General features: G+C 40.8%; 10 protein-coding genes. 8 read left to right on the top strand and 2 right to left on the bottom strand.

From position 1 onward, the window contains the following. Nucleotides 1–98 precede the first annotated feature (98 nt). The 5 genes from HYU69_06850 (at nucleotide 99) to HYU69_06830 (ending at nucleotide 6083) form a co-directional block, all read left to right on the top strand. The gene (locus HYU69_06850; GenBank protein ID MBI2270065.1) at nucleotides 99–698 is read left to right on the top strand and encodes a hypothetical protein; all 600 of its coding nucleotides are present in this window, start codon (nucleotides 99–101) and stop codon (nucleotides 696–698) included. 367 nt (nucleotides 699–1065) lie between these two features. Further along, complete coding sequence (locus HYU69_06845) at nucleotides 1066–2874, top strand: T9SS type A sorting domain-containing protein (protein ID MBI2270064.1); 1809 nt, start codon at nucleotides 1066–1068, stop codon at nucleotides 2872–2874. Between the two features lie 82 nt (nucleotides 2875–2956). After that, entirely contained in the window at nucleotides 2957–3172 is a 216-nt protein-coding gene (locus HYU69_06840) for a hypothetical protein (protein MBI2270063.1), read from the top strand. Beyond that, nucleotides 3162–4559, top strand: coding sequence for an SAM-dependent methyltransferase (locus HYU69_06835; GenBank protein MBI2270062.1), 1398 nt, complete (start codon nucleotides 3162–3164; stop codon nucleotides 4557–4559). The genes HYU69_06840 and HYU69_06835 overlap by 11 nt, the downstream gene beginning before the upstream one ends. A gap of 3 nt (nucleotides 4560–4562) precedes the next feature. Further along, nucleotides 4563–6083 carry a sulfatase-like hydrolase/transferase gene (locus tag HYU69_06830; protein ID MBI2270061.1) on the top strand — a complete coding sequence of 507 codons (1521 nt, stop codon included), beginning with the start codon at nucleotides 4563–4565 and terminating at the stop codon, nucleotides 6081–6083. An 18-nt stretch (nucleotides 6084–6101) separates the two neighbouring features. On the opposite strand, the gene purN is transcribed toward HYU69_06830, so the two are convergent. Together purN and HYU69_06820 are read right to left on the bottom strand one after the other, a co-directional pair. Continuing rightward, the gene (purN, locus tag HYU69_06825) at nucleotides 6102–6665 is read right to left on the bottom strand and encodes a phosphoribosylglycinamide formyltransferase (GenBank protein ID MBI2270060.1); all 564 of its coding nucleotides are present in this window, start codon (nucleotides 6663–6665) and stop codon (nucleotides 6102–6104) included. Between the two features lie 54 nt (nucleotides 6666–6719). Further along, nucleotides 6720–10421: a GHKL domain-containing protein gene (locus HYU69_06820; protein MBI2270059.1), complete on the bottom strand. Its 3702-nt coding sequence runs from the start codon at nucleotides 10419–10421 to the stop codon at nucleotides 6720–6722. A gap of 63 nt (nucleotides 10422–10484) precedes the next feature. On the opposite strand from HYU69_06820, the gene HYU69_06815 reads away from it, so the two are divergent. From HYU69_06815 to HYU69_06805, 3 genes are read left to right on the top strand one after another with little or no spacing between them, the layout of a single operon-like run. Continuing rightward, nucleotides 10485–12521: a tetratricopeptide repeat protein gene (locus HYU69_06815; protein ID MBI2270058.1), complete on the top strand. Its 2037-nt coding sequence runs from the start codon at nucleotides 10485–10487 to the stop codon at nucleotides 12519–12521. Between the two features lie 4 nt (nucleotides 12522–12525). Beyond that, nucleotides 12526–14076 carry an aldehyde dehydrogenase family protein gene (locus HYU69_06810; GenBank protein ID MBI2270057.1) on the top strand — a complete coding sequence of 517 codons (1551 nt, stop codon included), beginning with the start codon at nucleotides 12526–12528 and terminating at the stop codon, nucleotides 14074–14076. Between the two features lie 31 nt (nucleotides 14077–14107). Continuing rightward, complete coding sequence (locus HYU69_06805) at nucleotides 14108–15361, top strand: TlpA family protein disulfide reductase (GenBank protein ID MBI2270056.1); 1254 nt, start codon at nucleotides 14108–14110, stop codon at nucleotides 15359–15361. The last annotated feature ends 292 nt before the right edge of the window (nucleotides 15362–15653 follow it).

The following is a 15653-nucleotide window of genomic DNA, read 5'->3' as shown; positions in this document are numbered from 1 at the left end:
GCAGCTAATGAAGATTTTTTCATCGCCCCGGACTTTAACTTTGCTATTTATGTTGTCGCATAATTTTGTATTTTTATGCTCTAATAATGAATTTTCCAATGTTTAAAAGAAAGCTATTAATGGGCTCCCTTATTATCGGGACTCTTTGTGTTCATGCACAGAAGAAAAGCAGTAATGAAGGAAAAGAAGATCAGGGAGGAGAAAAATACGGTAATACTTTGAATATGTCATTAGGTTTTAGCTATGGTTACGGCTATTATGGGGACTCTTTCCCGTTCCTTATTAATTACGAGTTTGATGTAGCAAAGAATTTCACCCTCGCGCCATTCATTTCTTTTTTCTCCTATACCAATTACTATTATTGGGGCAGTCCCGGAAATAATAAACCTTACAGGGATTACTCTTACCGGACAGTAGTTGTGCCCATAGGACTTAAAGGTTCATATTACTTTGATGAGCTTCTTCTTGCCGGAGAGAAGTGGGATTTTTATGCTGCAGCTTCTCTTGGTTTTGCATATCGTAAAACTATCTGGGAAGATGGCTATACCGGCTCTACTACCGCAGTTAAACGGACCAGCAGCGGAGGATATATTGATATACATGTAGGAGCCGAATACCACTTTAATCCAAAAATTGGAATGTTCCTCGACATGTCGACCGGGGTTTCCAGTTTTGGCATCAGTATTAAAACGCGATAAGCCCTTACCTCAGTACAATTGTCATTTTATTTTTCTTGAGGCCGGCTTCAACAAATCTATTCACGATTTTTTTTATGCATTCTCCTGTATTTTCCTGAAACCTGATTTTTGAAATTACTTTTTTATCATATCATCTTCCCCCTTCAGGCTTTCTTATTCAATTCAGGTTCGTGCATTAAGGGTATGTAACCGCCCGGACTGCCTATAGCTGGGGCCTTTTCCAGTGGATATTCTGTAGTTTTAGTTAAGCAAAGATCAAACCGATGAATTGCAATTTTGAGTGTATTGTGGTTTGCGTTTAAATATTCTGCATTATAAATTTAATAAAAGTGATGTTAAAATTACTAATCTAAAAACCATAATGATGATGAAAAAGCTATTCTTGTTGACAGCGGCTGTTGTATTTGCAGAACTATCTGCGTATTCACAATGCGGTACCATAGAAGTTCCCTTATCTGAAAAGATTGAGGCTTCACGGGTCATTTTTGAAGGAAGTGTTGTGCGTAAAAGCTCATTCTGGAATACGGAACATACCAATATATATACTTCAAATATCATTGAAGTGTATAAGGTGCTTAAAGGCACTATTTCCGGAACCCGGGTTGAATTGGTAACGGAGGGTGGAGTTGTTGGTACGGAGATGGAAATAGTAACCCCAGGCATAGAGCTAAATGAAAATGAGACGGGCCTTTTTTTCGTACAGCCCTCATCAGTAACAAATTCGATAACCGCAATGCCGGCAAACCTGAAATTTGAACCGGCTGTGAATGTGCAAAGTTTTATAAAATACGACTTGGTGGACCGGGTTGCAACAGATGCCCATAAAGTCTATACAGATGTGGAAAAGGAGTTGTATGGCGTTATTAAAAATAAGTCCGGACAGGATCATAAGGTAATAAAGCAATTCAATATCAGTCAGACAAAAAACGCAGCCAAAACTTCTTCGGCTCCTGTTATTTCGTCGTTTTCACCGACAACAATCACTGCGGGCACATTAAGTGTTTTAACTATTAATGGTTCCGGTTTTGGCACAAACTCCGGATCTGCAAAAGTGGAATTTAAAAATGCTGATGACGGGGGTTCTTCATACAATACAGTTCCCGCATCGAATATTTCTTCATGGTCAGACGGCCAGATCCAGGTAATGGTTCCTTCAAAAGCAGGTACTGGCACGTTCAGAGTAACAGATAATACCGGTTCTTCCATTGTATCAAACAATTCATTAACTATTACTTATGATCAGATGACATATCATGATGGATCAAAAGAAAACCGGTTAAATTTAACCAATCAGAATACAACAGGTGGCTATACGTTTCAATATAATTCCTCTTTCAAAACAAATACTGCAGCGGTAGCGGCTTTTGAAAGAGCATTAAAGACGTGGAGGTGCGCCACTTTATGTAATTATACGATCGGCAATACAACTACCTCTGTGGGTTGCCAGGGTCAGGATGGAGTCAACATTGTTAGTTTTGATAATGGCTGCATATTAGGGGGTAGTTTACTGGGAAAAACATTTACTTTTTATTCCGCATGTACAAAAAATTCAGTCAGCTATTGGATCCTGAAGGAAGTTGATATTCAATTTGCCGCTTCTGCCGCCGGAGGATCCTGGAATTATGGTCCCGGAGCCACTTCAGGCACCAAAGTATACGATTTTGAATCTACCGCTTTGCACGAAATTGCACACGCCCAGTTGGAAGCGCATGTAATAAATATTCCTAAACTAATGCACTGGACCAGGAATGCCGCGACGGATGTTCGCACACTGGATGCCGCTATTGACATAGCTTGTAATAATGATAATATCGCACGGTCGCTTACCAATAACCCCTGCGGAGCTACCGGGCATGTTAAAATCAGTGCGGGGGTTTGTTCGGTAATTGGTATCGATGAATCCACCGCAAATAACCCGGGGGTAAGCATATATCCGCATCCATTCGATAATTCAGCTACATTGAGCTTAGATCCTGAATTGCTGCGGTCTGCCGGTCCGGTTTCATTGGCTTTATTTGATATCATCGGTAATCAGGCGAGGGTACCAGTCAATATCAGTTCTGAAAATTATGTATTGTCCCGTGATGGTCTTTCCAATGGCGTATATTTTTACCAATTGAAAAATGAGGAAAAAGTTTTTGCTACCGGAAAATTAATTCTGACGGGAAGCAGGTAACCTATAGCATATTGTTTAACACAAGAGGCGGATGCATACATCCGCCTCTTTTTATATATATTTATATCTATTTAGATGTATAATGAAGGACAAATTATTTTTTCTGAATATATTTTTATCTTTTGCGTTCAGCGCGCATGCCCAATATATTGATCCGGGTAGCGGCAGTTACATTTTTCAGCTTTTGCTGGGTGGATTCCTTGCATTGACTTTTTATTTTAAAACCATTAAAGATATTTTAAAATCACTGGCCGTGCGGGCCTTTAAATTGATAAAGAAAAGTAAAGATGCCCGATAATGTCAATTCTATTATTGCGATCCCGGGCTCATTCCGTGATCCGGATGGCCGGGTTTTTTTAAGAGAGAATATCCTGTACCGCTCGGTTGCCTTTTCCTACAAAGAGAATTATTTACAACTTATCCGATCAGGACTTTATTCAAAGCTTACCGCTCTGGGTTTCCTTATTCATCATGATGAGGTTGATGTTTCACCGGACGCCACGGAATATTTTAAACTCTTAAAGCCGAAAAGAATAAAGTTTATTTCCTATCCGTATGAATGGTCGTTCAATCAATTGAAAGATGCGGCTTTTCTCGTCCTTGAAATACAGAGGATAGCACTGGCGCATGGCATGACATTGAAAGACAGCAGCGCTTTTAATATACAGTTTAATGAGGGCAAACCTGTTTTGATCGACACACTGTCATTTGAGATCTGCAAGGAAGGAGAGCCCTGGGTGGCTTACAAACAATTTTGCCAGCATTTTTTAGCTCCGCTGGCTTTAATGAGTTTTAAAGATCCGCGGCTCATTCAGCTGTTCAAAAACAACCTGGATGGGATCCCGCTTGACCTGGCCGCTTCATTACTTCCTGCAGGCAGCCGGTTTAACACAGGTATTCTTATACATATTCACCTCCATTTGGTTGGTCAAAATAAATTTTCTGAGAAAAAGATTGATAGAAACTCAGGGAAGAAAAAATTCAGCCGGAACGCATTTAGTGGGTTGGTTGAAAGTCTTGGTAAAGCAATTGCAGGGTTAAGATCTCCGGGGCATGTTGCTTCCTGGTACAACTATTATGCTGATATTGAATTGCCCGGAGCGTACATCCCGGAAAAGATCAAAATGGTTAATAATTACTGTGAACAAGTAAGTCCCCATTGTGTCTGGGATCTCGGGGCAAATACAGGCGTTTTCAGCAAACTGGATTCTCTTAAAAACAGCTTCGTGGTATCGATGGATAGTTCATATGAGTGCGTGGATAAAATATATACTGATTGCAGGGAGAATGGGAGTACCAATATTTTGCCTTTGGTGATAGATGTTATGAACCCCAGCCCAGGTCTGGGCTGGGAGAACAAGGAGCGGGATCCTGTTTTTAAAAGAGGAGCCGCTGATCTGGTAATGGCATTGGCTCTCGTCCACCACCTGGCGATCACAAATAATTTACCTTTAAACAGAATAGCATCCTTTTTCAACGACATAACAAAACATCTTGTGATTGAGTTTGTACCAAAGGAGGATGCGAATGCGCAAAAATTATTCAGGTCTAAAGCGGACATTATACCAGATTATACTGTTGAGAACTTTGAAGCTGAATTTTCTAATTATTTTGCGATCAAAGAAAAAATAAAACTAGCAGGCACTGAAAGGGTCTTGTATTTAATGCGTCGCATAACCGATTGAAGTATGAGAATAATTGAGAGCGTAAAGGCTGTTATTTTCAGGTATCCGATCTTATCTTCGCTTCTTTTTACCGCGTTTTTTGTTGTTGCCGGCTTTCATGAAATGCAGGACTACCTTAATCCAGGCTCGTTGATTGGGCCTTTGGCAGGGATGCTGATCTTTGTTTCAGCATTTTTCTTTGTATGTAAAAAGATAACGGGGAATAGTATTAAGCCGGCGCTCATAACAACTGCTATTCTCATGCCCGTTCTTTTTTTTGGTTTTGCATCCGACTTGTTTCCGGGAGCCGCGGTCTGCCAATCTGTTTTACGATACAGGTATATATTAATTCTTTTTCCCACACTCATTATTTTTTTTGTGGTAAAAATTATAAAGAGCAGGAGAACATTCGTACGTTTCAATCAATTCCTTTTTTCTTTTGCTTTTTTTCTTTTGTTTACAGAGCTTATCAAAATCGCTTATTACCCCTTTGGCAATAAAGCGTGGAATGACTATACGTATGCGGATGAGCAGGTCGATCTTCCTGTAACCCTTCCCGCCGGTTTGCCAAATGTATATTACCTGTTGTTTGATATGCATACCGGGTCAGAGAGTCTGAAAAAATATTGGGATTACGCGGATACATCTTTCGTGAAACAGCTCGAATCCAGGAATTTTTATGTGGTTAAAAATGCCCGAAGCAATTACAATTTCACACTATACTCACTTGCCTCCGCCTTTAGTATGCAGCACTTAAACAAACTACCTGAATACAAACAGGGGATAGGGGCCCGCATAAATTCTTTAGGCAAGGTGATAAGAGAAAACAAAGCGGCAGGATTATTTCATACTTTGGGTTATGATATAATTAACCTTTCGCCGTTTGATTTATGTGCGCAGCCGAGGTTATATACCCGCTATTATACGTTTTCCCTGAGCAGGTACCTGTGGAGGAAAACTTTTCCCGGCAAGGTGTTAACGGACCTGTCATTGGGGTTTGGGAAAGTTATTGATAATTTTTTTCAGGAGGAAGACAATGTGGCTGGTAATAAGCGTGTGCTTACAAAACTGAATGAATTTATTGAAGGATCAAAAGAGAACAAGAAGGCTACATTTGTTTATGCACATTTTTTGTTGCCGCACTATCCCTATCATTATAATAGGAAGGGAGAGTTAAGGGCAATTGAAAGCGACAGCATCGGAGATAAGGAAAAGTATTTGGACCAATTGATCTATACCGATGATCTGATAATGAAAATTACGGATTCGATTCTTGCGAATTCCGCTGTTCCGCCTGTGATCATTATCCAGGGCGACCATGGTTTTAATATGCTTGGCGGAAGTGATAAAATAAATGAAGCAAACAGCATTTTAAATGCTATCCATCTTCCCCGGGAATTCAACAATAAAGTACCTGCAACAATAACACCTGTAAATACATTCCGGTTTGTGTTCAACTCCGTGTTCGGATTTCATTTTAAACAGGAGGAAGACAGGTTATATTATGTGAACGAGAATACATTTGATTGTACGGAGATAAAATAGCGGTTCAATTTAGTACGGTTATTTCAATAACTTCTCTATTGTCTTTGCGTAATATTCATGTTCCAGCTTGTGAATTTTAGCGGCGAGTGTTTCAGGAGTATCCGTTTGAGTCACGTCACATTTCACTTGTAAAATAATTTCTCCTTCATCGTAGTTTTCATTCACGTAATGGATGGTTATGCCGCTTTCCTTTTCATTGCCTGCAATAACTGCTTTATGAACGTTAGCCCCGTACATCCCCTTCCCGCCATATTTTGGAAGTAATGCGGGATGAATGTTTACAATTTTGTTGTGAAAAACTTTGTTTAAATAGGCCGGTATCAACCACAGGAATCCGGCAAGCGCGATAAGATCAATGTTATATTTTTTTAATTCACCAGGCAAAAATGTGGTTTCGGAAAAAGTTTTCTTGTCGATCAACAGGTGAGGTATGTGTGAAGCCTTGGCTCTTTCTATCACATGGGCTTTAGGATTGTTGGTTACGATCAATGCCACACGGGCCAGATCACTTGATCTGAAATGATTGATCAGCTGTTGAGCATTTGTGCCTTCCCCGGAAGCGAATACCGCTATATTTTTCATACGTCTTTTCTGCTGTTTCTTATTTTTCTGCAATGCAACAATACTCACAAAGCTTTATTTACAACAAGGGATCGAGACATAAAATGTAGTCCCTTTTCCCTCTTCTGTTTTAAACCATATTTTCCCGCCGCAACTTTCAATGATGTTTTTCGCCATAACGAGTCCCAGTCCCATTCCGGCCGTTTTGGTTGTGAAATTCGGAGTAAATATTTTATCAATAAAATCATTACTGATTCCATTGCCGTTATCCTCCACTTTTACCAGGTAATGATCATTCTCCCTTGTCAACGATACTTTTATCCGTCCCTCCTGGGTTTCTGGTATTGCCTGAGTTGCGTTTTTTATCAGGTTGTTAAAGACACGAAGTAATTGTTCTTTATCGGCAAATACGCATGCTTCACCTTCTGTTTCATTCGTATATTGAAAAGTTGAACCATCTGTTTCCTTGAATAAAGAAATAGCGTTCTGTAAAATATTATTTAAGTCAATTTTTTCATTGTTGGGTTTAGGCATTTTTGCAAAACTCGAAAATGCGCTTGCAATGGATGACAAGGCATCGATCTGCTCGATGAGGGTATTGGTAATTCGCTGAAGCTTTTGTTCCCGGTCAGGTGTCTTGTCACTCCACATACGTTGCAAATGTTGTACACTAAGCTTCATCGGGGTAAGTGGATTTTTTATTTCATGCGCCACCTGTTTGGCCATTTCGCGCCAGGCACTTTCCCGCTCCGACCGGGCAAGCAGGTCGGCGCTTTTGGTCAGCTCCATGATCATGCGGTTGTATTCTTTTACAAGGCTGCCTATTTCGTCATTATCGGTCCAGTCGATAGGATCATTTATTTTTCCCAATTGGATCTTGCCGAGTTTGTCCTGTATAAGTTTAAGCGGGCGTGTTACATAATTGGAAATAAAAATGGCCATTAAAACGGAAAGAGCAAAGAGTAAAACGTAAATATTGATTAACGCGACGAGAAAGCCGGCAATCTCTTTTTCCAGTTCAGTTTGCTTGGCAAAGTAAGGCAGGTTAATATAGGCCAGCAGTTCCCCGTCTTTTCCTTTAAAGGGAACATAGGCCGAGAGGTATTCCAGGCTGCCGATCTCTTCATCATGTATGTATTGAGTCTTTTGCTGAATGGCCATCTCGAGATACGCATCCGGGTTCATTTTAGTAGAGGCGAGACCCTCTTCAAAGATCTTGGGCTGGGAAGAGGCATAAACATTGCCGTTAAGATCGTACAGGTTAACATCTGTAAAAAACACTGACGAAAGTTTTTTAAGAAAATAATTAGCATATTCTTTGAAGCCGCTATTGAGTACCGATTCCTCACCAAGTTTACTTCCCAGTTCAACAGATACTGAGTTGATCTTTTCACTGATACTTTCCCTGTTCTTCACTTCATATTGCTGTTTAATATAAATTATTGTGCCTGTGCCGAATAAAGCAAGTGAAACCAGCACAATAAGCACAAGTAAGAACTGTATCCGGTATTTAAAGCTGTTATGATCGAATAAGCTGCCGCGGATCACCTGCCGGACGATTATTACAATCAGAACGATAAGGCTAAAAAAACTAAAGAGGTAGGAGAAAAAGGTTACCATATCAAGTAATGTTTGCGAGGGCTGGCTGATGACCACTACGGTGGATCTGTTTGGTGAAAAACTCAGGTGGTTATATCCATCGATGTCGGTAAAAGTAACGTCTGTTCCACCTGTGATAAATTGCCGGGGGGTTAAACTGAACCGGAATTTGCCGTATTGACTGATCAATACGTTGTTCTTATACTTTGCGTATGAATAATTAAAGAGGTCCCGGTCAATCCCCATGTTCCGGTCGAGTAATAATTCAGGGAACCCGATCTCTTCTGGCAGGAAACGGGTGTCCAGTTCAGCATATATGGTAGCCAGTTTTCGTTTCCCGTATTTATCAATTGTGACGGGCAATTTGGCCATGTAGCTTATTTTCCCTGAATTATTTTTTAAAAAATAAAAATGTTCGCTGGCCGTTTCCTGGCCTTCCCGCTCAATGATCTCATCGTAATAAGTGTTGTTTTCAATGGTAGAGCCGGCGGGTTTTACCAGTACCCGGCAAAGTGTATCGAACACGGTAAATCGTATGTTGTATTTGTCCCAATAACCGCCAAAATAATTCTGACGTAAACGTTTTTCAAACGCATTAATGTCCTTTTCGGGCTGCAGCAGGTAGCTGACGAGTAAGCTGTCTGAGTTCAGCTTTTCTTCCACTTCCGTGAACAGGTGTTCTGTCAATGGGTCCTTATCCGCTGCCAGCTTTTCGGCAATTACAATACGGTTTTCATGTTCTTTCCCGCGCAGTTCCTTAGTGAATGTGTGTACACTGTATATGGAAAACAGTAATACAATGAGTACAATATCGGGAAATGAATAGCCGCCGCGGGACGCCTTATTTTTAACAATGTAAACACTTATCGTTATAATAAGCGGCATTGAAATATAGATCCAATCGACATAGCCGATGATATGACAAATGACCGAGAAAAGGATTGCCGCAATAAAAAAAGAATTAATACGTGATCTTAACGACAACTGTAAATCATTAACTACGTTGACAGCCCTATTGGCAGCAAGAAAAAAGGAAAGTAGTAACAGGGCAACAATTACAAACCCCGTATAACTTATGGCATTAAGGCTGAAGATATTATTTATGTTAAATGAAATGTTGGAATTTTCGATAAGGCTGATAAAAAATTTGTTTATAATAAGTGAGCCGCAGAAAAGTGCGAAGAGCAGGAGGGTTGCAATTATGAATTTATTTTTTAAGATCTTATTTTCATGTCCCGCGGCTGTAGATAAGTTCAAATAGATCCCGATCGCAAGGATGAATAAAGTGTTTAAAAGCAGGTCGCCCAATGAGGGCAGCCAAAAGGAAGTGGCATCGCCATAAAACTGGGGCCCGAATAAGGGAGTAGAATAAAGCGCTTCGGGCAGATGAAATTTTATAGTTATAAAACGCAAAGCCGCCAGGCTGAAAATAAAGGGCAGAGCTTTAAAGGGATTATACACATTGATATGCAGCGATGGATCAAATAATAAACAGAGTCCCAGTACAAGCAGAAGAAGGCCGGTAAGCTCCAGAACTATCGGCCAGCTGTATACCATGAAAGCAGCTTCGTTGCTTTCATTGAACTTTAACGTGAACAGGTAATTTCCGGAATGGTCATGAACAGCAAGCACATCAGCGCTGTTGCCTTTTAAAAGGCGTGTATCGCTGGACAATGAGAACTGTTTTTGAAATTTGTTAAGGAGATAATCGTTCTGATAAGGGTAATCGGTTTTGATCAGGAATAGTCCGATACAGTTTTTGGTAGACGCGGATGATTTTGTACGGATAACTTCGAACCAGCCGTTGCGCAGCCGGGCCAGCTTGTCATCAAGGCAAACTGTTTTCATCTGGTTTTCTACTGCAGCTGAATTGTCGGACCAGAATTTTAAGGTGTCGTTCTCATAGATCAACAGTACATAACCAAACTCCTTATAAAGTTTATTGTAGTATTCGGGTTTTTCGGTGAATAAACGGGTGTAGCTTTCTTTCGAAGCCCGGTCGGCCAGCACCGCTAACTCGTGTTCGAGCTGCAACTCTTTTTTATGCAAAACGGATTCAAATTTTTGAAGCTCAGGAGTGTGATCCGTATTGGATGGTCCGTGAAATACATAACTGAGTAAAATTGCGGCAAGCCCCGATAATAAAAGGCGAAAGGAGTATGAGGAGAACCATTTCAAGAGTCAAAAAATTAAAGGCAAAGGTAGCAATTAAGGCGGTAAAAAATGTAATTTTGTAACCCAATGGCCAAACATAGTAACAAACCAAAACCGGCTAAAGAAGAAAGAGTTACAGAGGCCCGGCTTCCGTTACAGCCATCTTCTTTGTTCTCGTTTTCCGGCTTTCGCGCGCAGGCCATCATACTATCGATAATCGGGTTTGTATTTTACTTCAATTCATTTTTTAATGAGTTCGCGTTAGATGATGGTATAGTTATCATAAAAAATGAATATGTTCAGCAGGGAATAAAAGGCATTCCGAAAATATTAAGCAAAGATGCTTATGATAGTTTTTATCGGTCGATGAATGCTAAGGATCAGCTTTCAGGCGGTCGTTATCGTCCTTTGTCAATCGTTACTTTCGCCATTGAGCAACAATTTATGGGCACCAATCCCGACGGAAAAGCAATTCCCAATTGCTGGGATAAAAACGGGAACGGGAAAACGGATGTTGAAGAGGATCTGAACGGTGACAGCCTGTGGAATGAAATGGATTGCGCGATATATGGTATGCATGTCCGACATGTTATAAATGTATTGATATACATTCTTTCCGTTATAATATTGCTTTACTTTTTAAGAAATATTGTTTTCCCGCTGGAGCCGGACATCGCTTTTATTGCCGCACTTTTGTTTACCATTCATCCGCTCCACACAGAGGTAGTGGCTAATGTGAAAAGTCGTGACGAGATCATGTCCCTGCTCTTTATTTGCTTGACTTTTATTTATGCCTTCCGGTATAAGGATGATAATAAAAAAGCAACCTTGCTTAAAGCTTTGTTGTGTTTCTTTCTCGCCCTATTATCAAAGGAATATGCCATCACACTCATCGTCCTGCTTCCGCTTGCCTTTTATCTCTTCAAAAACCATTCGTTTAAAAACGGCATAAAGGCGTTTCTGCCATATACCCTTGTGGTGGTTATTTACCTTGTGATCCGTCTTTCTATCGTGGTGCTGAAAGCAAATGTTCCTGACAATGAGGTGTTGAACAACCCGTATTTATTTGCCACCAAAGCGCAGAAAATCGCCACAGAGATATCCACCACACTCAACTACCTTAAACTATTGATATTCCCCCATCCATTGTCGGCGGACTATTCATACAACGCTATTCCTTACAAGGATTTTGCCAATCCGATCGTTTGGCTTTCGCTAATTGTTCACGTAGGAATGATTATCGCGGGGATAAAGCTTTTTAAGAAGCGGCATGTATTGTCTTTCGCTATTGCATTTTACCTGATGAATTTATTTCTGGTCTGCAATATTTTTTTGAACATCGGCGCTACCATGGGCGAGCGCCTGATCTATCATTCTTCTGTTGGTTTTGTTATAGCTCTCGCTTTCCTGCTGGTAAAAGGGGTTGAAAAAATGCGGATAACCGATGCTTCACGACGCATAGTCCTGTTGGGACTTCTTGTTATAGTTATTGTAGCGAGCGCTTTCAAAACCATTGAGCGCAATGCGGAATGGAAAAATGACATAACATTATTCACAAAAGATGTAAAAACAGTTCCCGGTAGTACTTTAGCTAATGGTAATGCAGGCGCACGCTACATTGATCTTTCGGAACGTCCGGAGAACAAAGCAAAGCAAAAGGAGTTGCTCGCGAAAGCGATCGGGTATCTTGATAAAGCGATTGCCATACACCCCCGTTATGTAACAAGCTACATAAATCGTGGTTTGGCTTATTACAAATTGGATGACCTGGAAAAAACAAAAGCCAACTGGGATATGGTGGAAGTATATTATCCGCATTACCCTGATATACCAAGGTATAAGGATATTCTCGCCACTGGTTATCTGAACCGTGGACTCGACCTGGGCAAGAACCAAAAGGTAATGGAAGCCATTGCCGAAATGGAAAAAGCAAAACAGATCGCTCCAAATAACCCGGAGATCTGGTATAACATTGGCGGGGCATACTTCACCATTAATGATTACCAGAAGGCGTTGCAGGCATGGGGGAAAACACTTGAGCTCAAACCCGACCACCAGCAGGCACAACAAGGCTACATGGAATTAAAAAAGATCATCGCGGGTCAACCCGTTCAAAGCAAATAGAAATATGGCAGCAAAGGATAAATATGGAATTGCACAAGCTCTGCAGGAGCTTGGTTTGAAACGCCTCAATAAGGGGATAAGTACAGGTGTAAAATGGTACGATACAAAGGGCGACCGTATCGATTCTTATTCTCCGTCCGATGGAGAGTTGATAGGTATTGTGAACCAGGCAACAAAAATTGATTATGAGAAAATGATGAAAGTCGCGGAAGGGGCTTTTGTTACCTGGAGGCTGATCCCGGCTCCGGCGCGCGGAGAAATTGTAAGGCAAATGGCGGAGGAATTAAGAAGAAATAAAGAAGCCTTGGGAAAATTGGTGTCGTATGAAACGGGAAAGATATATCAGGAAGGTCTGGGTGAAGTGCAGGAAATGATCGATATATGTGATTTCGCGGTTGGGTTGTCCCGCCAGTTGTACGGTTTAACCATGCATTCCGAACGGCCTAAGCACCGTATGTATGAACAATGGCACCCGCTTGGCATTGTTGGAATAATATCAGCCTTTAATTTTCCTGTCGCCGTATGGAGCTGGAACGCCATGTTGGCACTTATATGCGGTGATGTGGTGGTTTGGAAACCTTCTGAGAAAACACCATTATGCGGCATCGCTTGTCAAAATATAATTGCCGGAGTATTAAAACGAAATGACGTGCCCGAAGGAGTTGTAAATTTAATTATTGGTAATTCGCATATAGGGGAATTGATGTGTAAGGATAAGCGCATTCCGCTTGTATCGGCTACCGGTTCAACACGTATGGGAATCAACGTGGGAACAACAGTTGCGCAGCGCCTGGGCCGTTCTTTACTGGAATTGGGCGGAAATAATGCCATTATCATTACCGAACATGCGGACCTGGACATGGCGCTGAGAGCCGTATTGTTTGGTGCAGCAGGCACTGCGGGTCAGCGCTGTACAACTACGCGCAGGTTGATAATAAAAGACAGCATTTACACCGCCTTTAAAGAAAAATTAGAGAAAGCCTATTCACAGATACGTATCGGTCATCCGCTCGAAAACGGAACGATGGTGGGACCGCTTATTGATAAGCAGGCGGTTCGTATGTTTGAGGAAGCGATAAAGGAAGTGAAGGCTGAAGGAGGAAAAGTAGTTTGCGGCGGGGAGATTTTGAAAGGTAAGGATTTTGAATCGGGTTGTTACGTAACACCCTGTATCATTGAAGCAAAAAATTACTATAAAAAAGTTCAGGAAGAAACATTTGCGCCGATATTGTATTTAATGAAATATTCAAAAATTGAAGAGGCCATACAAATGCAAAATGATGTGCCGCAGGGATTGTCATCCTCCATATTCTCCGGAAATATACTGGAAACTGAAAAATTCCTTTCTCCGGAAGGCTCGGATTGCGGGATTGCCAATGTAAATATCGGGACCTCTGGTGCAGAAATAGGAGGGGCATTTGGCGGCGAGAAAGATACCGGCGGCGGACGCGAGTCGGGTTCCGATGCCTGGAAGGCCTATATGCGCAGGCAGACCAATACAATCAATTACGGAACGGAATTGCCTTTGGCACAGGGAATAAAATTTAATGTTTAGTTTTCGGAATAAAATTTATTAAAAGAAGCAAATGAACAAAATGAGAACCATCACCCTTCTGTCGGGCCTGTTGCTATACTACAGCATAAGCGCTCAGCAAAACACAACTGAAAAAAAACCGGTGGAAACTATGTGGCTGGGAAAATTGAAATTAAACGACAGTACTCTTCTGTATTTCGACCTCGGAATTTTAAACACAAAAGCGGGGAAGCAAATTATTATTCATAACGGCGAAGAGAGCATAACAATAAGCCAGGTTTCTGAAACAAAAGATTCGCTGAGTTTTAAAATGCCTGTCTTCGATTCGGAATTCAAGTGTAAAAAAACCGGGGATTCAATTTCAGGATCATGGATCAATCATGCCCGGAAAACAAATAACATTTTACCTTTTAGTGCAACAAAGACAGGTAAAAATAGTGAGGCTTCAGAATCGCATTCATCACTCATTAAAACCAAATGGGAAATGACTTTCAATCCGTCCGCTGCTGATGAATATAAAGGAATCGGTTTGGTTGAACATGGAAACAAGGCAGGAGACCGGGTTGAAGGAACAATATTAACAGAAACAGGCGATTACCGGTATCTTGCAGGCTCATTCCTTGATGATCAAACACTTTCCTTTTCCTGCTTTGATGGAGCCCATGCATTTATGTTTAAAGCTAAATTGAAACCTGATACCACCCTTGAAGGTGATTTCTGGTCGGGTTCGCACGGACATGAAAAGTGGAAAGCGAAAATTAATGACAGATTTGAATTAAGAGATCCTGACTCTTTAACCTTTTTAAAACCCGGGTTTGACAAATTCGAGTTTTCATTTCCTGATCTGACCGGTAAAAAAGTTTCGATCACTGATCCAAAATATAAAGGCAAAGTTGTTATTGTTCAGATCATGGGTTCATGGTGTCCGAACTGTATTGACGAGACAAAGTTTTTAGCGGGTTTTTATGATAAACAGAAAGCAAAAGGGCTTGAAGTGGTTGCATTGGCCTATGAGCGTACTGGTGATATGAGCAAAGCTGTTACAAATGTTCAGCGGGTAACAAAGAAGTTTAACTGCAGGTATGATGTCTTGATTGCAGCAACATCTTCCGAGAAGGAGGTGGCAGCAAAAACGCTTCCTATGTTGAATCATATTATGTCGTACCCCACAACAATTTTTATTGATAAAAAAGGGAAAGTCAGAAAAATCCATACAGGCTTTAGCGGGCCGGCTACCGGTAAATACTACGACGAGTTTGTGGAGGAAATAAATGAGTTTGTAGGCAAGTTGTTAAAAGAAAAATGAAATGTGTCAAAAGTTTTTATACCAATTATAAATAAAATTAAGTCCAATATTTGCAGAATAGATTTTTTTTATTATTTTTGGACTAAACTATAAATATAACAATATGTCATTCGCAAAAACAATACACATCAAAGAGAGTGTGAAGGAATTAACCCAGCTGAGAAAAAACAGCAGTGATACAATTAATAAACGGCTATTAATGCTTATTGAAATAAAGCGAGAAGATGGTCGCTCTATTTCCAAACGAGATTTAGCGAAACTCATAGGGGTTGATCCCAATAGCATAACATCA

Source organism: Bacteroidota bacterium (assembly GCA_016183775.1).
GTDB lineage: Bacteria > Bacteroidota > Bacteroidia > JABDFU01 > JABDFU01 > JABDFU01.
The sequence above is the reverse complement of the archived record's forward strand: the minus strand, read 5'-3'. Positions and strand labels throughout refer to the sequence as shown.